Annotated in this window: 21 protein-coding genes; all 21 read left to right on the plus strand. The window is 44.1% G+C overall.

Annotated features, from left to right (window positions below):
• Positions 1 to 86: 86 nt before the first annotated feature.
• The 21 genes from fmt to BO225_RS08655 all read left to right on the plus strand — a co-directional run bounded on the left by fmt (position 87) and on the right by BO225_RS08655 (position 20871).
• Complete coding sequence (gene fmt, locus BO225_RS08555; protein ID WP_076341818.1) at positions 87 to 1019, plus strand: methionyl-tRNA formyltransferase; 933 nt, start codon at positions 87 to 89, stop codon at positions 1017 to 1019.
• 8 nt (positions 1020 to 1027) lie between these two features.
• A complete protein-coding gene (gene lepA / locus BO225_RS08560) occupies positions 1028 to 2830 on the plus strand; it encodes a translation elongation factor 4 (RefSeq protein WP_076341819.1) in 1803 nt (600 codons plus the stop codon).
• A complete protein-coding gene (gene hemW, locus BO225_RS08565; RefSeq protein ID WP_076341820.1) occupies positions 2830 to 3927 on the plus strand; it encodes a radical SAM family heme chaperone HemW in 1098 nt (365 codons plus the stop codon). The genes lepA and hemW overlap by 1 nt, the downstream gene beginning before the upstream one ends.
• 86 nt (positions 3928 to 4013) lie before the next feature.
• Positions 4014 to 4280: a 30S ribosomal protein S15 gene (rpsO, locus tag BO225_RS08570; RefSeq protein ID WP_076341821.1), complete on the plus strand. Its 267-nt coding sequence runs from the start codon at positions 4014 to 4016 to the stop codon at positions 4278 to 4280.
• A gap of 72 nt (positions 4281 to 4352) precedes the next feature.
• Entirely contained in the window at positions 4353 to 6521 is a 2169-nt protein-coding gene (gene pnp / locus BO225_RS08575) for a polyribonucleotide nucleotidyltransferase (protein WP_076341822.1), read from the plus strand.
• Between the two features lie 77 nt (positions 6522 to 6598).
• Positions 6599 to 7987 carry a dipeptidase PepV gene (gene pepV / locus BO225_RS08580; RefSeq protein ID WP_076341823.1) on the plus strand — a complete coding sequence of 463 codons (1389 nt, stop codon included), beginning with the start codon at positions 6599 to 6601 and terminating at the stop codon, positions 7985 to 7987.
• A 5-nt stretch (positions 7988 to 7992) separates the two neighbouring features.
• Entirely contained in the window at positions 7993 to 8628 is a 636-nt protein-coding gene (gene trmB, locus BO225_RS08585) for a tRNA (guanosine(46)-N7)-methyltransferase TrmB (RefSeq protein WP_076341824.1), read from the plus strand.
• Positions 8629 to 8636: 8 nt separating this feature from the next.
• Positions 8637 to 8978, plus strand: a complete 342-nt coding sequence (locus tag BO225_RS08590; RefSeq protein ID WP_076341825.1) for a thioredoxin family protein — start codon at positions 8637 to 8639, stop codon at positions 8976 to 8978.
• Positions 8972 to 9640, plus strand: coding sequence for a hypothetical protein (locus BO225_RS08595; RefSeq protein ID WP_076341826.1), 669 nt, complete (start codon positions 8972 to 8974; stop codon positions 9638 to 9640). Before BO225_RS08590 ends, BO225_RS08595 begins: the two co-directional genes overlap by 7 nt.
• Entirely contained in the window at positions 9640 to 10974 is a 1335-nt protein-coding gene (locus tag BO225_RS08600) for a UDP-N-acetylmuramate--L-alanine ligase (protein ID WP_076341827.1), read from the plus strand. The genes BO225_RS08595 and BO225_RS08600 overlap by 1 nt, the downstream gene beginning before the upstream one ends.
• Before the next feature lie 91 nt (positions 10975 to 11065).
• Positions 11066 to 11536 carry a hypothetical protein gene (locus BO225_RS08605; RefSeq protein WP_076341828.1) on the plus strand — a complete coding sequence of 157 codons (471 nt, stop codon included), beginning with the start codon at positions 11066 to 11068 and terminating at the stop codon, positions 11534 to 11536.
• Positions 11520 to 12218 carry a hypothetical protein gene (locus BO225_RS08610; protein ID WP_076341829.1) on the plus strand — a complete coding sequence of 233 codons (699 nt, stop codon included), beginning with the start codon at positions 11520 to 11522 and terminating at the stop codon, positions 12216 to 12218. Before BO225_RS08605 ends, BO225_RS08610 begins: the two co-directional genes overlap by 17 nt.
• 19 nt (positions 12219 to 12237) lie before the next feature.
• A complete protein-coding gene (locus BO225_RS08615; RefSeq protein ID WP_076341830.1) occupies positions 12238 to 13251 on the plus strand; it encodes a LacI family DNA-binding transcriptional regulator in 1014 nt (337 codons plus the stop codon).
• 76 nt (positions 13252 to 13327) lie between these two features.
• Entirely contained in the window at positions 13328 to 13783 is a 456-nt protein-coding gene (gene ybeY, locus BO225_RS08620) for an rRNA maturation RNase YbeY (protein ID WP_076341886.1), read from the plus strand.
• Positions 13764 to 14132 carry a diacylglycerol kinase family protein gene (locus tag BO225_RS08625; protein ID WP_076341831.1) on the plus strand — a complete coding sequence of 123 codons (369 nt, stop codon included), beginning with the start codon at positions 13764 to 13766 and terminating at the stop codon, positions 14130 to 14132. The genes ybeY and BO225_RS08625 overlap by 20 nt, the downstream gene beginning before the upstream one ends.
• Positions 14122 to 15024 carry a GTPase Era gene (gene era, locus BO225_RS08630; RefSeq protein ID WP_076341832.1) on the plus strand — a complete coding sequence of 301 codons (903 nt, stop codon included), beginning with the start codon at positions 14122 to 14124 and terminating at the stop codon, positions 15022 to 15024. The genes BO225_RS08625 and era overlap by 11 nt, the downstream gene beginning before the upstream one ends.
• A complete protein-coding gene (gene recO, locus BO225_RS08635; RefSeq protein ID WP_076341833.1) occupies positions 15021 to 15755 on the plus strand; it encodes a DNA repair protein RecO in 735 nt (244 codons plus the stop codon). Before era ends, recO begins: the two co-directional genes overlap by 4 nt.
• An 85-nt stretch (positions 15756 to 15840) precedes the next feature.
• The gene (locus BO225_RS08640; RefSeq protein WP_419185478.1) at positions 15841 to 17223 is read left to right on the plus strand and encodes a glycine--tRNA ligase; all 1383 of its coding nucleotides are present in this window, start codon (positions 15841 to 15843) and stop codon (positions 17221 to 17223) included.
• A gap of 15 nt (positions 17224 to 17238) precedes the next feature.
• Positions 17239 to 18984 carry a DNA primase gene (gene dnaG, locus BO225_RS08645; protein ID WP_076341834.1) on the plus strand — a complete coding sequence of 582 codons (1746 nt, stop codon included), beginning with the start codon at positions 17239 to 17241 and terminating at the stop codon, positions 18982 to 18984.
• A 4-nt stretch (positions 18985 to 18988) separates the two neighbouring features.
• Positions 18989 to 20227 (plus strand): RNA polymerase sigma factor RpoD, encoded by a 1239-nt coding sequence (gene rpoD, locus BO225_RS08650; RefSeq protein ID WP_076341835.1) that lies wholly within the window; start codon positions 18989 to 18991, stop codon positions 20225 to 20227.
• The gene (locus BO225_RS08655) at positions 20224 to 20871 is read left to right on the plus strand and encodes a tRNA (adenine(22)-N(1))-methyltransferase (protein ID WP_076341836.1); all 648 of its coding nucleotides are present in this window, start codon (positions 20224 to 20226) and stop codon (positions 20869 to 20871) included. Before rpoD ends, BO225_RS08655 begins: the two co-directional genes overlap by 4 nt.
• The last annotated feature ends 116 nt before the right edge of the window (positions 20872 to 20987 follow it).

Below are 20987 nucleotides of genomic sequence, written 5' to 3' on the forward strand. Positions count from 1 at the left end.
TTAAAACTTGAAAGCAACACAAGAGTTGAGAATTCGTGTATAATCCATTGTAGAGCGTTTTTAGAACCAAACGAGAAAGGATATTTATGAACCAAAAACATATCATATTCATGGGAACTCCTGCTATTGCGGCCGAAGTTCTTCAAGCTCTGATCGATTCCGATGTGAGTGTCGATCTTGTCGTGACACAGCCAGACAAACAAGTCGGTCGAAAGAAAAAGATCGTGTTCAGCGAAGTCAAAGCGCTCGCTCAAGAACATCAAATCCCAGTCTTTCAGCCTGCACATATAAAAAAAGATCATCAAGCCATATTGGATCATCCATGCGATCTGATCGTGACTTGCGCGTATGGACAAATCGTTCCACAAACAGTTCTTGATCATCCTAAATCCGGATGCGTCAATCTGCATGCGTCTTTGCTGCCAGAATATCGAGGTGGTGCTCCTATTCAAAGAGCCATCATGGATGGAAAAAAAGAAAGCGGAATGACCTTGATGCAAATGGTCCAGAAAATGGACGCCGGGCCGATCTTCGCTCAAAAAAAAGTGGAGATCCTGCCAACCGACAACGCGAGCTCGCTCTTTGAAAAGATGGGCGATGCCGCTTCTTCTCTTTTAAAAGAAAATTTAGAGGAACTGTGTTTAGGCAAGGTGCACTTTCAAGAACAAAAGGAAAGTGAAGCAACCTATGCCCCGATCATTTTAGCGGAAGAAGAAAAGATCGATCTTGCCCAAAGCGACGAGCAGATCGTCAATCAGATCCGCGCCCTGTCCGATGAGCCAGGCGCTTATGTGCTCGTCGATGGAAAAAAGCTCAAGATCACACACGCCCTTTATATTCCAAAAGAAAATGTGGAAACAGGACGTTTTTCCCAAACCAATAAAAAAGAATTGAATCTAGAACTCCATCATGGATATTTGTCTTTGAAGCAAGTCCAGATGGAAGGAAAACCAAGCATGCCCATCCAAAATTTCATCAACGGACAAGGAAGAGCGCTTCTTGGAAAAACAGCCGAATAGGAGGTATTATGGATCAATCACACATTCGTAACTTTTCGATCATCGCCCATATCGATCATGGAAAATCGACATTGGCGGATCGTATCTTAGAAATGACGGATACTGTCGAAAAGCGAGAAATGAAAGAACAGCTTCTCGATTCGATGGATCTAGAGAGGGAAAGAGGGATCACGATCAAGCTCAATGCGGTCCAGCTCGTCTATCATGCAAAGAATGGGGAAGACTATATTTTTCATTTGATCGACACCCCAGGACATGTCGACTTCACGTATGAAGTGAGTCGCTCGCTGGCTGCTTGTGATGGAGCGATCCTCGTGGTAGATGCAGCGCAAGGTGTCCAAGCCCAAACATTAGCCAACGTCTATCTTGCTTTGGAAAACGATCTTGAGATCTTGCCAGTTCTCAACAAGATCGATCTACCAAGCGCTCAGCCAGAGCTTGTAAAAAAAGAAATCGAAGATATGATCGGCTTAGATTGTTCGGACGCAGTCGAGATCTCCGCAAAATCGGGCCAAGGCGTCGAGGATGTGCTCGAGCAAATCGTCGCCAAGCTGCCAAGTCCTTCAGGCAAACCAAACGCGCCTCTTCAAGCGCTCGTCTTTGATTCTTTATATGATCCATATCGTGGTGTTATCGCTTTTGTCAGCATTAAAAATGGGACGATCAAGCCCAAAGACAAGATCCGCTTTATGGCTAGCGGCGCCGAGTACGAAGTCATCGAAGTTGGAGTCCGCACGCCCAAAGAAGTCCAAGAAGATGAATTATCGACAGGCGATGTTGGCTGGATCAGCGCCGCGATCAAAAATATCGAAAACGTTCGTGTCGGCGATACGATCACCCATGTTGAAAATCCTGCCGAAAAACCGCTCGAAGGATATCGGCAAATGCAGCCGATGGTGTATTGCGGACTGTACCCAGTGGATAATGCCCGTTATGACGATTTGAAAGACGCTTTAGCTAAGCTCAAGCTCAATGACGCTTCCTTGCAGTATGAACCTGAGACATCACAAGCGCTCGGTTTTGGATTTCGATGCGGCTTTTTAGGCTTGCTTCATATGGATGTGATCGAAGAACGGCTCGAACGAGAATACAACTTGAATTTGATCGCCACAAGTCCTTCAGTTATTTATCATGTCTATAAAACCGATGGCGAAATGGTTGCGATCGACAATCCAGCCGCTCTCCCGCCCGCTCAAAATATTGACCGCATCGAAGAACCTTACGTCAAAGCGGAGATCCTCGTACCGAAAGAATATGTTGGAGCGATCATGGATCTTTGCCAAAAGAAAAGAGGAGAATATGTCGATATGCAAGTGATCGACGAAGTTAGAATGCAGATCGTATACGAACTCCCTCTTTCCGAGATCATTTATGATTTCTTCGATAAACTTAAATCCTCGACTAAAGGATACGCAAGCTTTGACTACGCGTTTACAGGATATCGGCCAAGCAAGCTTGTCAAGATGGATATCTTGCTCAATGGACAAATCATCGACGCCCTCTCAACGATCGTCTTCAAAGATTTCGCGTATCGAAGAGGCAACGCGATGACAATCAAGTTAAAGGATCTCATTCCAAAACAACAATTCGAGATCCCGGTCCAAGCAGCTATTGGCGGCAAGATCATCGCCCGCACCAACATCAAGGCGCTTAGAAAAAATGTCCTCGCCAAATGCTATGGGGGCGATATATCCCGAAAGAAGAAGCTGCTGGAAAAACAAAAAGAAGGAAAGAAGCGCATGAAAATGGTCGGCTCAGTCGAGATCCCGCAAGAAGCCTTCATGGCTGTCCTTTCGATGGATGAAGAATAATGTCTCTTGCTTGCTATATCCACGTGCCTTTCTGCAAGTCGATCTGCCCATATTGTGATTTTTGCAGGATCTTATACGATCCAAAACGCGTCGATCCATGGTTGGAAACGATCCAAAAAGAAATCGAAAGCGCTCTTTCTTGGATCCGAAAGCAAGATGGCTTGCGTACCCTTTATCTTGGGGGAGGGACCCCGAACATCTTAAGCGAAGATCAACTGCAAACACTCGTATCGCCTTTGATCCCTTATTTACATGAAGATTATGAATTTACGATCGAATGCAATCCGGAAGCGCTTAATGAAGACAAGATCAAAGCGATGAAAAAACTTGGCGTCAACCGTGTTTCTTTAGGTGTTCAGAGTTTTCAAGACGACATTCTTAGAAAACTTGGAAGAAGGCATACGAAGGAAATGATCGAACGAGCGATCGAATCGCTCAAACGAAATGGAATCGAGAATATCTCGATCGATCTCATGTATGCTTTGCCATTTCAAGACCAACGCGACTTAAAAAAGGATATCGAAGAGTTTTTGAAACTTGATATCATGCATCTTTCGATCTATTCACTGATCTTGGAAGAAAATTCCGCGTTTGGCAAAGCCCATATGCAGCCTCTTGATGAGGATCTAGAAGCCGACGAATATGAATGGATCGTCAAAACGCTCAAAGAGCATGGTTTTGACCACTATGAAATCAGCAGTTTTGCGAAAGAAGGCGCTTATTCCAAGCATAATCTTGCTTATTGGATGGATGAAGATTTTATCGGAATCGGCGCAGGAGCGAGCGGAAGATTTTTAGGGGCGCGCTATCACAATACAAAGGATCTCGATACGTATATTCGTCTAGGACCATGCAGGACAGAAGAAAAAACAGATGGGCCTTTCGAAGCCATCATGATGGGATTAAGAACGAGCTTTGGTGTTGATCTAAAAGCGTATGAGGAAAAATATCAGATTGATCTAGAAAAGAAAGCTCGACCGCTTATGAAAAAATATGAAGGAGAGCTGATGATCCAGGAAGGCGCCTTAAAATGTGATGAAAGAGGTCGGGAAAAATTGAATAGTATTTTAGTTGATTTTTTAGACCTTTACGCATAAAATAGAATAGGTTTTTGACTGTGTGGTTCGGACACTCCGACCATCCACCCGGTGAAAAACGACAAGAAATAAAGGAGAAAAGAACGATGTTATTGAAAGCAGAAAAACAAGCGATCATGAAAGAATTCGCCCGTCATGAAGGAGATACAGGATCGCCTGAAGTACAAGTTGCTGTTTTGACAGAACAGATCAACCGTTTGACTGAGCACTTCAAAGAACACAAGCACGACTATCATTCGATGCGCGGTTTGATGAAGATGGTTGGACGTCGTAAAAAGCTTCTCGCATACTTGAAGAGAATCGACAACGAACGTTATAAAACGTTGATCGCACGTTTAGGTTTAAGAAAGTAATCGTTTTCACGATTGCTTTTTTTTTGCCACTATTCGTGGTATGATTTCATTTGTGAAAAAAGAGGTGAAGAAATGCCGAAACAAGAGTTTCATTATGAATTAGGTGGTCGCAAGATCACGATCGAAACAGGAGAAATCGCAAAACAAGCCGATGGAGCTGTGATCGTCCGTTATGGGGATACGGTCACATTATCTACGGCGGTTGCAAGCAATACACCGAAAGAAGGGATCGATTTCTTTCCGCTGACTGTCAGCTTCGAAGAAAAGCTGTATTCGGTTGGAAAGATTCCAGGCGGATTTTTACGCCGTGAAGGCAGACCTAGCGAACATGCCACATTGAGCGCTAGGATGATCGACCGTCCGATCCGGCCGCTTTTCGCGGAAGGATTCCGCAATGAAGTGCAAGTCGTCAATACGATTTTGAGTGTCGATCAAGACGCGAGCGCCGAAATGGCGGCGATGCTAGGCGCTTCCTTAGCGCTTTGTATTTCCGATATTCCTTTCAATGGACCAATTGCTGGAGTCAAGGTAGGCCGGATCGATGGGGAACTGATCGTCAATCCAAGCGCTGAGCAAAGCGAGAAAAGCGATATCGATTTAACGGTCGCTGGAACAAAATACGCGTTGAATATGGTCGAAGCCGGCGCCAAAGAAGTCAGCGAGCAAGAAATGCTCGACGCCTTGATGTTTGGCTTTGAAAATGTAAAAAAGCTATGCGAGTTCCAAGAAACGATCATTGAGAAGATCGGGAAACCAAAACGCGATATTCCTCTTTTCCAATTCGACGCCGATGTGGAAAAAGAAGTGCGCGAAAATTTCGAACAGGCGATTCGAGAAGCGGTATCGATCGAAAAGAAGCTAGAACGCTACGAAAAAATCGACGAGATCACAGCCCAAGCCGTTTCGTCGTTTGAAGAAAAAGAATATGAAAACGAAAAAGAGAAAGCCGCGATCTTAAAACAAGTTGCCGCGCTTTGCCATCAAATCGAAGCCGATGAAGTGCGTCGCTTGATCATCGAAGACAAGATCCGCCCGGATGGAAGAAAGATCGACGAGATCCGCCCATTGGATTCCCAAGTCGATTTGCTCCCACGAGTGCATGGAAGCGCACTATTTACGCGCGGCGAGACCCAAGTGCTATCAACGACGACTTTAGGGGCCTTGAATGAAAACCAGATCATTGACGATTTGACGGAAGTCGAATCCAAACGTTTCATGCACCACTACAATTTCCCTCCATATAGCGTAGGCGAAACAGGTCGTATGGGAAGTCCTGGACGTCGTGAGATCGGTCATGGGGCTTTAGGAGAAAGAGCGCTTTCCCAAGTACTTCCTAGCCAAGACGAGTTTCCTTACACGATCCGTACGGTGGCGGATGTTTTAGAAAGCAATGGCTCTTCCTCGCAGGCGAGCATTTGCGCTGGATCGATGTCATTGATGGCAGCGGGCGTTCCGATCAAAGCACCAGTGGCGGGGATCGCCATGGGATTGATCATGGATGAAGAGTCTGGAAATTATACGGTATTAACCGATATCCAAGGAATGGAAGATCACTTTGGCGACATGGATTTTAAAGTCGCAGGAACCGCAGAAGGGATCACCGCTTTGCAGATGGATATCAAAGTCAACGGGATCACGAAGGAGATCTTTGATGAAGCGCTCCAACAAGCTCATAAAGCTCGTTTGGAAATCTTGAAAAACATGGAAGGCGCGATTTCTAAGCCTAGAGAAGAATTGTCCAAATACGCACCGAAGATCGCTATGATGCAGATCGACCCGGACAAGATCAAAGATGTGATCGGACCAGGCGGTAAGATGATCAATCAAATCATCGCAGCTAGCGACAATGTCAAGATCGATATTGACGATGATGGCAAAGTCGTGATCTATCATACGGATCAAGCGGCGATCGATCATGCCAAAGAAATGATCCAAGAGATCGTGCGCGAAGCCAAGGTCGGGGAAGTCTATGCGGCAAAAGTTGTTCGTCTTGAAAAGTTTGGCGCATTTGTCAACTTGTTCGGACACACGGATGGTCTGCTCCATGTCTCCAAGATCTCGCATAATCGTGTCGATAAAGTCGAAGATGTCTTGAAGGTTGGGGACATTATCGATGTGAAAGTGATCGAGATCGACAACAAAGGACGGATCAATGTCTCAGCCAAGGCACTGCTTCCAAAACCAAAAAAAGTCGAGCATCCGCATCATAAAGAAGAAAACGAAAAACCAAAAGAACAATAAGATTCTGCCGTCTGTATGAACAGGCGGTTTTTTTTCATGTCCAATCTGTGTTAAAATAATCCGTAAGAGGTGGAACTATGGACTTTTTAAATCTTGCGAAAGAATATGAATCTAGTTATCTAGAAGATCTAAATACACTAGTCTCGATCCATTCGATCAGAGACTTATCAACCAAAACCAATTCAGCCCCTTTTGGCCAAGGTCCGCGCCAGGCGCTTGACGCTTTTTTAGAAATGGGCAAAAGAGATGGCTTTGATACAAAAGATATCGATGGCTATGCTGGCGTGATCAGCTATGGAGAGCAAAAAGATACCGTTGGCATCTTAGGGCATCTTGATATCGTCCCGATCGGCGAAGATTGGAGCAAAGAACCTTTAAAGGTCACACTCGATGATGGGTATGTGTTTGGTCGAGGGGTCATGGACGATAAAGGGCCTACCTTGGTTGCCTATTACGCGTTGAAATTGCTCAAGGATCATCGCGTTCCTTTAAAAAAACGCGTCATGCTCATTGCAGGATGCGATGAAGAATCAGGGATGGAATGCATCCAATATTATAAAAAGCATGCAGAGATCCCGCAGACCGGTTTTGTTCCGGATGCGGATTTCCCGGTGATCTATGGAGAGAAAGGGGGCGCCCATGTCACTTTGAGCTCGAAAGATGATACGGTGATCAAAAAAATGAAAGCGGGAACGCGTCCCAATATCGTGATCGGGAAAGCGGATTGCATTGTTCCTTCGATTACCGATCAGCAAAAAGAACAATTCGAATTCTACTTGAAAACCAACGATTTGAAAGGCTCGATCCAAGAAGTCGAAGAAGGAATCCAGCTTCATATCGATGGGATCTTTTCCCATGCCGCTTGGCCATATAATGGCGTCAACGCGGCTCTCCATTTATTGAATTTTGTCGGATGCGCCTTTAACGACACGCTCTCTAGCGATCTGTATTCTCTGCTCAAAGACTGGCAAGGAAAACCGGAACACCTCAATATCGATGGCGAATATATGGGCTTTTTAACGATGAGTACTGGGATCGTCGATATTGAAAACGATCAAACGAGTGTATTGATCGATATCCGCTATCCAAACGATATCGATGCTAATACGATCGTCGAGCGATTTGAAGATGCGTGTAAAGCGCTCAAATCAAACATCGAAGTGCACTTGGATTCGGACATGGTGCCTATGTTTGTCGATCCATCTTCACCTCTCGTGACTGAATTGATGAACGTGTATCAAAAATATACGAAAGATATGTTCCATGGGCCAAAGACGATCGGCGGCGGCACCTATGCTCGTATGTTCGATAACTTTGTCTCCTTTGGGCCAGAGCTTCCTTTTGAAGAAAAGAGCACGGAGCAATTTGTTGGCGGTCCGCACCAAAGGGATGAAGGTGCAAAGCTAGCGAATTTGATCCAAGCGATCGCCATCTACGCGGATGCGATCCTCGCTTTGGCAGGGTAGTCGAAATGCGGATGCGAAAAGTGCCGTGGGCTGTCGAGTATTTAGAAAAGAGCCAGCGGTTGGAAAAAGAGCCAGCAAAATGGAAAGGGAAATGGCATAACCGTCTTCATACAAAAGATCTACATGTCGAGATCGGATGCGGCAAGGGGCAATATTCGCTCGATATGGCGAAGATGTATCCAGAAAGCGGCTTTATCGCCATCGAAAAAAACGAAAGTGCCAGCGGGATCGCCGCTAAAAAATTCGATGAAGATCCAGCTGAGAAAAAACTGGCTCTGATCGTAGAAGACGCGGCGGATCTTGGCGAGTGGTTCAAGGAAGGGGAAGTGGATGTCATTCATTTAAACTTCTCGGATCCGTGGCCAAAAAAACGCTACGCCAAGCGTCGGCTTTCTTCCGATTCCTTTATCCGACAATACCTTCAAGTGCTCAGCGATTCGGGAAGGATCGAAATGAAAACAGACAATGGAGCTCTTTTTGAGTACTCGGTTTTGATGTTTTTGGATTATGGATTCCGATTGAAGGATTTTCAAGTCGACTTTCGAAAAGAAGAGCATCCAGAGGATGCGATCACGGAATACGAAGCGAAATTTATTGAAAAAGGACAGCCGATCTATCGTGCTGTCTTCCAAAAGAAATGAGAATAGATATGAAATCGATAGAAACAATTGAACAGTTTGAACAAGTTTTAAAACAGCCAGGGATCCATGTGTTCCTTTTTACAGCCAATTGGTGTTCTGATTGTGTATATATTAAGCCATTCATGCCATCCCTTGAACAAAAGTACGAAGAGGCTATGGATTTTTACAGTGTTGACCGCGATCAATTACTTGATCTTGCGATCGAGCAAGGAATCATGGGGATCCCTAGTTTTATCGCTTATAAAGATGGAAAACGAATCGCATCTTTCATTTCTTCTCTTCGCAAGAGCGAACAAGAAATCGATGCGTTTTTACAGGATACACGCAACAAGGGGGAAAAAGAATGTTAAAAGATTTAATGCATGCGATCTTCAAAGAGGATGTTGAAGATGAGTTGGATGAAAATGGAGAAGAGACGATCCATGAAGAAATAGAAGAAACGCAAGCGCCACTTCAAGAAGAAACGCCGATTTTGCATACTCCGCCAATCGTAGAACAGCCAATCGTCGAAAATATCGAAAACGTCCATGAAACCTATGTCAATAAAGAAGAAGCTAAAGAAGAAGCGCCTGCTTCGCCAGGCTTATTCGAAGGCTTGGATGTAGATTCGATCGCTTCAAAACCAAAATCAAGCAAAAATCCGTATCATTTCGATCGTTCTAAGCTTGGCCGCAAACGCAAGCAAGTCGATGAGATGGAGTATCAAGCGGTGATCTCTCCAATTTTTGGAAACATGGAGGATTCTCAAAAACAATTCGATAAAGTTCATGACGCTATCCAGCTTCCTAAACCGGAAAACGACACCGATCTTGTCGAGATCATCTCGCCAATGTATGGAAACAATATTCCTGCGCCTAAGCCTGTGGAATCGATCCCAAGCTATCAAGAAGTGAAGAAGAAAAGCGAGAAGCCGAAGATGAATCTAGATGATATGCTCGCTCCAGCAAAACAAGAGACGACAGAACTTGAGCTCGATGAAAGCGTGAGCGCGAAAAAGAAGGCGAAGCAATAATGGCATATCATTTTATCGGAATCAAAGGAACAGGCATGGCTGCGCTAGCTGAGATCTTGCACGATGAAAAGAAAGAGGTGCGCGGCAGCGATATCGAAAAATATATTTTTACCCAAGATGGCCTAGAACAAAGAGGGATCGAGATCCTTCCGTTTTCCAAGGACAATATCCAAAATGGCGACACGGTGATCATCGGACTCTCTTTCGATGAAAAGCATCCGGAAGTCAAGGCGGCATTGGATAATCCTACAGTCAAAACGTATTATTATAATGACTATCTTGGCCATTTGCTCGAACGATATACATCCATCTGTGTCGCAGGAACCCATGGAAAATCGACAACGACCGGGATCTTGTCGACTGTATTAGCGAAATCTGAAAGTACGGGCTTTTTGATTGGTGATGGTCATGGCCATATGCCTGAGGACGCAAAGAATTTTATTCTGGAATCTTGCGAATTCAAGCGTCATTTTTTAGCCTATAGACCTGATTATGCGATCATAACGAATATCGAGCTCGACCATATCGATTACTACAAAGATATGGACGACTATTTAAGCGCGTTCCAGTCGTTTGTCGATCAAATCAAAACATGCGCCGTCATTTGCGGAGATGATCCGTATTTAAAGAAGCTGAATTATCCAGTCAAGACAATTCGATATGGCTTGTACGAAGGCAATGATTTTCGAGCGTTGAATGTCTATCAAGGAGAAGATGGGATCGAATACGATGTCTATCACGATGGAAAGTTGCTTCAGCATGTGTCTTTATCGGAAACAGGCTATCCATTCTTGATCAATTCGCTTGGCGTCTTCGCACTGAGTTATACGCTCGGTATGAAGCCGGAAGTGATCGAGGAAGGCTTGCAAGAATACAAAGGAATCAACCGCCGATTCGTGGAAGAAAAGGTTGGCGCTTCGGTTTTGATCGATGATTACGCCCATCATCCTACGGCGATCGAATATATGATCGATGCTGCACGCAAGCGCTATCCGTCTTTAAAAGTCGTCGCTTTGTATAAACCGGATCGGTATTCAAGACTGCAATACTTTTTAGATCGTTTCGCAAGCGCCCTCTCGAAAGCGGATCAAGTTTGTCTGCTTGATTTTCCTGCCAACGCGAAACGGGAAGATGAGACGATCACGGTTACGATCCAAGATCTTCTCGATAAGATCGAGAACGCCAAGCTTTTAAAGATCGATGAAGAGAGCGCCGCAGTTCTTAAAGAAATGGGGCCGGCTGTCTATTTGTTCATGTCGAGCAAAGATATTTATTTATTGAAGGATCTGTTAAAAGAACAGCTCGAGAAGGAAGTTCAAGAAGAAGCGGAATAAGATTTCGCTTCTTTTCATTTTTTTGAAAATTATTTCAAAACAGTTTGGTTCATACCATTGGCATGCTATAATTCACATTGAGGTGATGAGGATGAGTATAGATGCATTGTTTTCGGCCATCGCAAAAGTAGCCAATTATTTGCTTCCCGTCCTTGGGGTAATCCTTCTAATTTATTTGATCATGCTCATTCGTACTGTGATCGATACGCTGAAAGACTTATCTTTGACATTATTGACAGCGGAAAGTGAAATCAAGAAATTAGACGGTCCACTCAATACAGTGGATTCTTTATCAAAAACAGTCGATGAAGTCCATGAGAGAACAAAAGAGATGGTAAGCAAAGCCAGCGAGTCCTTGAGCAAAGATATGGACGCAGCGAAAGATTGGATTTCGAAAAAGAAGACCGAACTGGAAGAAAAACAAAAGCAATCCAAAGAACAAGTGCAGGAAAAAAAAGTACAGGCACAAGAAGAAGCTGCATTTGTTAAAAATGAAGTTCTTGTAGACGCGCTGCAAGAACAGCCTGTAGAAGAGGAGATCATATATGCCAGAAACGAATAATGAAAAAGAATTGTATCAAACAGAAGCTGAAAATGTCGAAGCAGGTGGAAGCCGCGAAAACGACGAGAAGGAATTGTATCAAACGGAAGCTGAAAATGTCGAAGCAGGGGATATCGACCAGATCATTACCGATACCGAAGAAAAATCTTTATATGAGCTCACAACTTTGAAAGAGGCCAACAACGCGGAAAATGACAAGATCATCAACGACGCTCAAGCACAGATCCGTAAGATCTTTTCCGATCTTCGCGATTGGCTCAAACAAAATAGCGAACCAGAAACGATCAAACAAAATCTTGAAAACGCGAAAGAACAAACGATGAAAGTTCTTGAAAACGCAAGAAATAAAGTGATCGAAGTCTCTAATAGTGACGAGTTCAAGAATACGGTCGAAGCGGGTAAAGATTTCTTGAAGGGAACTGGCGGATTGATCGCGCAAGGCTTTAAAGATCTGAAAGACGAGCTCGAAAAGAATCCAACGATGAAGAAGATCTTCGACAATACGGACGAACAGATCGAAAAGCTTAGAACGAATGAGAATTTAAAAGGAGCGGTCGACAAAGTGCATGAAGTCGGCACAAAGATCGGGGACGCGATCTTTGATTCCATCAACAGTTTCTTCAAACCACATGAGGAAACGAAAAACGATGAAAACAACGGTGACAACACCAACCAGCAGTAAAGATAGGGAGAAGCAAACGATGAAGAGAATAACGATCTATGATGTAGCCAAAGAAGCGGATGTGTCTTTAGCTACAGTAAGCCGAGTCATCAACGACAGCAATGTCGTTCGGGAAGATACACGCATCCGGGTTCAGGAAGCGATCGAAAAGCTCGGATATAAACCGAATGCGATTGCCCAAGGGCTTGCCTTATCCAAAACGACGACGATCTCCATCGTAATGTCTGAAAAATTGTTTTCCTATAATTCGAAGATCTTGAATGGCTTGATGGATGTCGCAAAGATCTACAACTATAATATCATGCTCCATACTACGAGCAAAGGAATCTCGAAGATGCAGGATGTGATCGAATCGATCGTAAAATCTCGCGTGGACGGTGTCATTTTATTCAACGACAACTTTTCTGAAGAAGAGCTGGAGGTCCTCCATTTGTATCAGATCCCGATGGTTGTTGTCGGCAGCAAGATCGAAGATAAAAAAGATGGAAATGTTGGAAACGTATACATCGATTTCGAAAAACTAGCCTATGAATTCGTGAACTCGTATTTTGAAAAAGGCATTACGGATATTTCGCTCGTTGAAGACAAGCTGAATCTCTCGATGATGCATCAGCTTCGTCAAGGTGTCGAAAAAGCATATCAAGAAAAAGGAATGAAATTTGAAAAATATATCACGTATGATGATACGTATCGTTCTTCGTACGACTTCTTGACAGAATACTTTGAAACCACAAAACCAAGCGAATTGGTGATCACATTCCGTGATTCGCAAGCGATTGCTTTTATCAACGCGTGTCATGAAGCGGGTATCAAAGTTCCGGAAGAAACGCAAGTCGTCGCGATCCTGGATGATAAATATTTACGTATGGTTCGTCCGACGATCTCTTCGTTCAATTTTCCGGATTACGACATGGGTGCAATCGCGATGCGTCTATTGACCAAGATGCTGGTCAACGATGAAGCGGTCAAAGAAAACAAAGACATCGAGATCGGATATACCTATATTCAAAGACAAACAACACGATTGGATTGACCGATCGTGTTTTCTTTGTGTAGGCTAGAGGTGGCTTTACGTTCCCATTCCATAAAAATTGTATTATACTGAACTCATGGAAATCGTAATTATCGACCAAACGAACAATGAAGAACTTTTGAAGCTGGATTCGTATTTCGAACGGATCGCCGATCGAACGAGCCGTCTTCTTGAACGCGCCAAAGACGCATCTCTTTCCGTGATCTTCGTTACGCCTGAAAAGATCCACGAAATCAACACCGCATATCGTAAGATCGATCGGCCTACCGATGTCATTTCCTTTGCGATGCAGGACGATCCTTCCAACATTTATGTAAGCGAAGAAGAAAACGAGCTGGGTGATATCTTCATCAATGTCCAAGCGATCGAAGATCAAGCCAAAGAGTATGGCCATTCCCCATTGAGGGAAGCGTGTTTTTTATTTACCCATGGACTGTTGCATCTGCTTGGCTACGACCATATGGAGCCGGATGATGAAAAAATCATGTTCAGCCTGCAGGACGAGATCTTAGATGAAGTGGTTCAGAGATAGGTTCCGCTACGCGTTTGCCGGTATCCGTTATGGCGTGCTCAAAGATCGAAGCATCGTTTTGCAGATCGTTTTTGGATGGATCGCGATTGTGGTGGCTCTCGTTTTAAGGTGCACCTTTTATGAGTGGTTATGGATCCTTTTGTGTATCACGCTAGTGGTAGTTGGTGAGATCTTTAACTCATGCATCGAACAGTGCGTCAATTATATTTCTCTAGAGATCGATCCTAGAGCGAAAAAGATCAAAGATATGGCGGCCGCGGCTGTTTTTTTAATCTGTGTTTTCGCAGGGATCGTTGGCTGTTTGATCTTTATTCCAAAAATCGGGGAGGTAGTTTTTTATGGATTATAAATCAGGATTTATAGCGATCGTCGGACGACCAAACGCTGGAAAAAGCACGTTGCTGAATGCGCTGATCGGTAAAAAGATCGCGATCATGACCGATACGCCGAATACGACTCGAAACAATATTGCGGGGATCTTGACGACACGATCAGCTCAATATGTGTTCATGGATACCCCTGGGATCCATAAACCACAACAGCAATTAGGACGGGTGTTGAATAAAAACGCGTATACCGCGATGGAAGATTGCGATGTGATCGCGTGGATCATCGACATCACGCAACGTTTTGGACCGGGCGATGAATTTATATTGAAACGGATCCAAACGCTTCATAAGCCCGTTTTGCTTCTTGTCAATAAGATCGATAAACTTCCTCGCGAAAAAGTGCTCCAAGCGCTGATGGATTGGCAAAAGCGTTATGATTTCAACGAAATCATTCCAATCTCGGCAAAAGATCATCAAAACCTAGACGAGCTGTTGAACGTTTTCAAAAACTATTTGCCGCAAGGAGCTCCGCTCTATCCAGAAGAAATGGTGAGCGATCATGATGAGAATTTCAGGATCTGCGAGATCATCCGTGAAAAGATCCTCAACCGGACAGAAGAGGAGATCCCTCATAGTATCGCAGTCGTGCTCGAGCATAAAGAAATGGAAGAAGGAAAACTTCATTTAATGGCGATGGTGATCGTCGATCGCGATTCGCAAAAAGGAATTTTGATCGGAAAGCAGGGCTCCAAGATCAAAGACATTCGGATCGCCGCCCAACGGGAACTAAAAAAGATGCTCAATGTCCCTGTCGACCTTGAACTTTATGTTCGAGTGGAGAAAAATTGGCGCAACAAGGAGCAAAAAATTAAAGAATTCGGTTTGGATGAGCTTGAACAAGGCGTGCAATGAACCAGTTCGAGGGTTTGGTGCTGCAAAGCCAAGAATATAAAGAAAACGACGCGATCGTACATGTGTTGGGTGCAGATCGAATCTTGAGCGTATACGCAAGAGGCGTTCAAAAACAGACATCCAAAAATCGCAGGATCATCTTGCCTTTCTCGCTCGTTAAGTTGATCGTCGATCACAAAGAGCAACGCGAGATGGATCTTTTGATCAAAGGCGAGCTGATCGAATATTTCTATAAAGTCCAAGATTCCTTGCTTGGGCAAAGCTTATGCTTTGTATGTAATGATCTGCTTATGCGAACCAAGATCTTGCCTTACTACCAATCGCTCATGCTCGCTCTTTATCGTTCGATCGAAAACAAGAGCCAAGACATGTACTCGTATGTTTGTTTTTTGATCGCTTCCATCTTGAAGGAAGAAGGGCTCGCTCCTGAAGTCGATTGCTGCGTGATCGATCAGCAAACTTCAAGGATCGAGACATTTTCAATCGAAGAGGGCGGTTTTTTATGCAGCGAATGCAATGGAAATCGGTATCCGAAGTGGAAAAAAAGCGAATTGATCAAGATCCGATCGCTCTTTAAGGCCCAACCAAAAGATATGGACTATTTGTTTTCGAAACATCAATACGATTTAGAGGATGTGCTTCTTCTGCTGCGCTGGTATGAAAGGCATACGCAGATCGAATTATCAAGTGTCCGCTTTTTGAAATCGATCCATACGATGGAGAGAGCCTAATTGGCTTTCTCTTTTTTTTGTGATACAATGATACAGTCTATCCTTGTCTATAAAAAGGGTATCCGTAGAGAAAAAGGAGAATATCGTGAACGAAAAAACATTCAATGACGTAGTTGCACTCATGAAAACTTCAGGGTTCGTATTTCAAGGTTCTGAGATCTATGGCGGTCTTGCCAATACTTGGGATTACGGTCCTTTAGGCGTCGAATTGAAGAATAATATAAAAAATGCGTGGTGGAAGAGATTCATCCAAGAAAGCGAGCACAATGTTGGTATCCAGAGTGCGATCTTGATGAATCCAAGTGTTTGGGTCGCCAGCGGTCATGTAGGCGGTTTTTCGGATCCGCTCATGGATTGCAAAGCGTGCAAAGCGCGTTTCCGCGCCGATCAATTGATCGAGGATGCAACGAATGGAGAAGTCAATCCAGCCGGGATGAGCAATGAGGAAATGGAAACGTTCATCAAAGAGCATGAGATCGCTTGTCCTAAATGTGGCGCGCATGATTTTACCGAGATCCGTCAATTCAACTTGATGTTCAAGACGTTCCAGGGCGTTTTAGAAGATGCGAAAAGCACGATTTATCTACGTCCGGAGACGGCGCAGGGGATCTTTGTGAATTTTAAGAACATTCAAAGAACGATGCGCAAAAAGCTTCCATTCGGGATCGGTCAGATCGGAAAAAGCTTCCGCAACGAGATCACGCCAGGCAACTTTATTTTCCGCACGCGCGAATTCGAGCAAATGGAACTTGAATTTTTCTGCAAACCTGGAGAAGATCTGAAATGGTTTGATTTTTATACGAATCGCTGCATGCAGTTCTTAAAAGATCTTGGTCTGAAAGAAGAAAACATTCGGCTTCGAGCGCATTCCGCCGAGGAGCTTTCTCACTACTCCAACGCGACAAGCGATATCGAGTATCTATACCCGACACCGATTGGATGGGGTGAATTGTGGGGGATCGCGGACCGGACCGATTTCGATTTAAAAGCGCATCAAACCGAAAGTAAGCAGTCTCTTGAATATTTCGATCAAGAAGCTAATGAAAAGTACTTGCCATATGTGATCGAGCCGAGTGTCGGTGTTGAGCGTTTGCTTCTTGCTTTAATGTGCGAAGCGTATGATGAAGAAAAGATCAGCGATAAAGAAACTCGTCTTGTCCTTCGCTTGCACCCTAGCCTTGCTCCGTATAAAGCCGCTGTTTTACCGCTTTCTAAAAAACTGAGCGAACAAGCCGATCGTGTTTTCCATCAGCTCGCAAACCAATTTTCGATCACTTATGACGAGTCGCAAAGTATTGGAAAGCGCTATCGCCGTCAAGATTCGATCGGTACACCATATTGTGTTACTGTCGATTTTGAGACGGAAAACGATGGATGTGTCACTGTTCGTGATCGGGACACGATGGAACAAGTGCGCGTTCCTCTTGAAAAGCTCAACGCTTATCTTGAAGAAAGAGTTCGTTTCTAGAAACGGGATCCAGTTTTGATCAAAGAAGAAGATATTCAAAACATTCGACGACAAGCGGACATTGCCGATATAATTTCACATTATATCGATGTCCAAAAAAACGGAAGAAATTATAAAGCCGTTTGTCCATTTCATGATGACCATGATCCTTCGCTATCGATTTCGAGGGAAAAGCAGATTTATAAGTGTTTTGTTTGCGGAAGTGGCGGTAACATATTCACGTTCGTGCAAAAGTATGAAAATGTCTCGTTTGCGGAAGCGGTCTATCGGGTGGCGGAGTGGATCGGATATCCGCTGGAGCGTCAGGCGTTTGAAAAAAAAGAAGTGGTCGATCCTTTCGTTAAGGAACGCCGCGTCTTAGACGAATATACGAATTTTCTGACCTATGAACTCGCATCGATTGAGGGACAAAGGGCGCATTCGTATTTATTGTCCCGCCAATTCAGCAAAGAGCTGATCGATCGCTTTCAGATCGGCTATGCGCCTGAGAAAGAGGCTTCTATGCATTTTTTCAAGGCGAAAAAATTTGAAGCCGAAGCGCTCGAGAAAGCTGGGCTCGTCAACGAGGGACGGGTTATCTTTTCCGAGAGGATCACGATCCCGATCCACGATCAAAACGGAAAGATCACTGGCTATACCGCTAGGCGATTGTCTGATGAGGACGATCGACCAAAATATATCAATACGGCAAACACGCCTCTATATAATAAAAGCCGCTTGATCTTTAATTATCATCGCGTGAAATCGATCGCTAGAAAAAGCGGTTATGCGATTTTGTGTGAAGGCGCGATGGATGTTTTAGGTCTAGAAAAGGCAGAAATCCATGAAGGACTCGCCTGTTTAGGAACGGCGATGAGCGATGAGCAGCTGAATATGCTAGAAAAACTTAGGGTCCCGATCCGCGTGTGGTACGATCAAGATCAAGCGGGGAAAAAGGCGACCTACCACTTTGGAAAGCTTGCGATGGCACATGGGATCCCTTTTACGATCGTCAAAAACGAAAAAGGGAAAGATCCTGACGAGATCTTTTGTCAATATGGGCAAGAGGAAGTTCGCCGAAGCGTGGAATCGACGATTCCATACGTCGAGTTTTTATTTTCCTATTTACCCGATGTGTACAATCTTTCTAATTATGAGGAGAAAAAACAGTTTGCTAATGAGATCAAGGATGTTGTTTTGACTTTATCCGATCCAATCGAACAGCGGATGTTTTTTGAGCAGCTCAAATCGATTACGGGTTTTGATTTTCTGCCTATGCTCACCCAGCCCGCTACTTCGAAACGAAAAGATCGGCAAACAAAAAAACAAACGTGCTATATCCCTCTTTTAACGGATGGAAGAAAAAAAGCGGAAAGTTATGCCTTGTTTTCCATGCTTCATTCTAAACAAGCCTCCAAGCGCTTTAAAGAAGAGATTGGGTTTTTTAAAGAAGAGAAGTACCGCTCTCTTTCTCTATATATTTATGAATATTACCGAACCAAAGATGTCATGGACGAAAACGAACTGCTCCTTCTTTTGGAAGATGAGCAGCTTCAAAATGAACTCGTCTCTTTAATGGAAATCGACGATTCGCTCTATAGCGAGGAAGCCTTTGAAGATTGTCTTTGGAAAATCAAAGAATGTGCGATCTCTGAACAGATCGAACTCTTGAATCATGAGATCTCGCTTCTTCTCGACCCTTTGAAAAAGGTCGAATTTGCGATGAAGAAGAAGCGGTTGATCGAAGCGCGCAATGAGATCAGACATCGAAAGGAAGGTTGACGAGATGGCAGCTCAAGATTTAAGTTTAAAAAAGAAAAAATTTACTTCGCTCGAAGAAGCGAAAGCGTTTCTCGAAATGGCGAAAGCCCAAAACGAAGATATTCCCCAACAAGAGTTGATGGATTCACTTTCCAATCTAGGATTGGACGACGATACGACAGATGAACTATTCAACTGGTGCGAAGAAAACGGAGTCAATCTTGTCGTCGACAGCGACGAATACGAACTCGAAGGAGATGACGACCTCTCTGACGATCTAGATGATGAAAACTCCATCGAAGATGAGATTTCTCAACTTGAACAAACATTCGCCAATGCTTCGCACACCAAGATCAACGATCCTGTCAAAATGTATTTGAAAGAAATCGGGCAGATCCCGCTCCTCGATCCAAAAGAAGAGCCCAAGATCGCAAAACGCATCCAAGATGGAAGCGAAGCGCGGAAAATGCTGGCCGAAAATCCGGATCTTGATGAAGAAAAGAAAAAAGAACTAGACCGGATCGCGGAAGATGGAGAACAAGCCAAACAGCTCTTGATCTCCTCGAACCTTCGTCTTGTCGTCTCGATCGCTAAAAAATATGTAGGTCGAGGAATGTTGTTTCTCGATCTGATCCAAGAAGGAAATTGCGGCTTGATCAAAGCCGTAGAAAAATTCGACTATACGAAAGGTTTCAAGTTTTCGACCTACGCGACTTGGTGGATTCGTCAGTCGATCACGCGCGCGATCGCCGATCAGGCTCGAACGATCCGTATTCCTGTCCATATGGTGGAAACGATCAATAAACTGACACGCATTCAGCGACAGCTTGTCCAAGATCTTGGACGTGATCCGCTCCCCGAAGAGATCGCCGAAAAAATGGAAGGGATCACAGCGGATAAAGTGCGAGAGATCCAAAAGATCGCTCTCGATCCAGTTTCTTTAGAAACGCCGATCGGGGAAGAGGACGATTCTCATCTTGGCGATTTTATCGAAGATAAGGAAACGCTCTCACCAGATGATTATACGAACAATCAGCTACTCAAAGACGAGATCAACAACGTTCTTCAAGGCTTGACGGAAAGAGAAGAAAAAGTGCTTCGCTTGCGTTTTGGGCTTTTAGACGGACGCACACGGACATTGGAGGAAGTAGGAAAAGAATTCAATGTCACTCGTGAGCGGATTCGTCAAATCGAAGCAAAAGCGCTTAGAAAGCTCAAACATCCAAATCGTTCGAAGCGTTTAAAAGATTTCGTGAAGTCATGATCAAGCTTTCAAAACGTCTTCAAGCGATTTATGATCTAGCAAACGGAAATGTGATCGCGGATATTGGATGCGATCACGGGTATATTCCGCTAAAGCTCGATCAAAAGAAACATAAAAAAGTCTACGCATGCGATGTAGCCCAAGGGCCTTTGTCCAGAGCGCAAGCGTTATTTGAAAAGGAAAACGCCAAAATCGATACGATCTTGATGGATGGCATTTCCGCTTTACCTGAGGATGTGGATCAAGTGATCATCGCGGGCATGGGGGGGAAGCTGATCGAGTCGATCCTTGAAAAAGGAAAGGACAAGCTCGTCAATGTCGATTCTTTGATCCTTTCTCCGCATCGAAATGCGGAATCGCTTCGTTCTTACTTGATCAAGAATCACTTCAGGATTGAAAAGGAGCGCTTAGTATTCGAAGAGGATCATGCGTATTGGATCATGTATTGCCGAAAGGGAAGCCAGACACTTTCGGATTGGCAGGTCTGGTATGGGGCCCATGTGAAGGAAGACGACGATTATCGAAAGTATCTGAAAATAGAAAAATACAAGTGGGAAGATCTTCAAAACAAGGTTCCCGCTTCAAGATTCGAGGAAGGAAAAGCCAGGTTGAAATGGCTGGATTCCAAGATCTCACAAAGCTGAAGAAATCCTTCAGCTTTTCTTTATAATCGTAAAAAACGCTTTCAAATATAACGGAAAAGAATTATAATAAGGAATGTATGAATTATGTATAGACATACCGAAGGAGGAAAAACTTT

This window comes from Dubosiella newyorkensis, from assembly GCF_001945605.1.
Lineage (GTDB): Bacteria > Bacillota_I > Bacilli_A > Erysipelotrichales > Erysipelotrichaceae > Dubosiella > Dubosiella newyorkensis.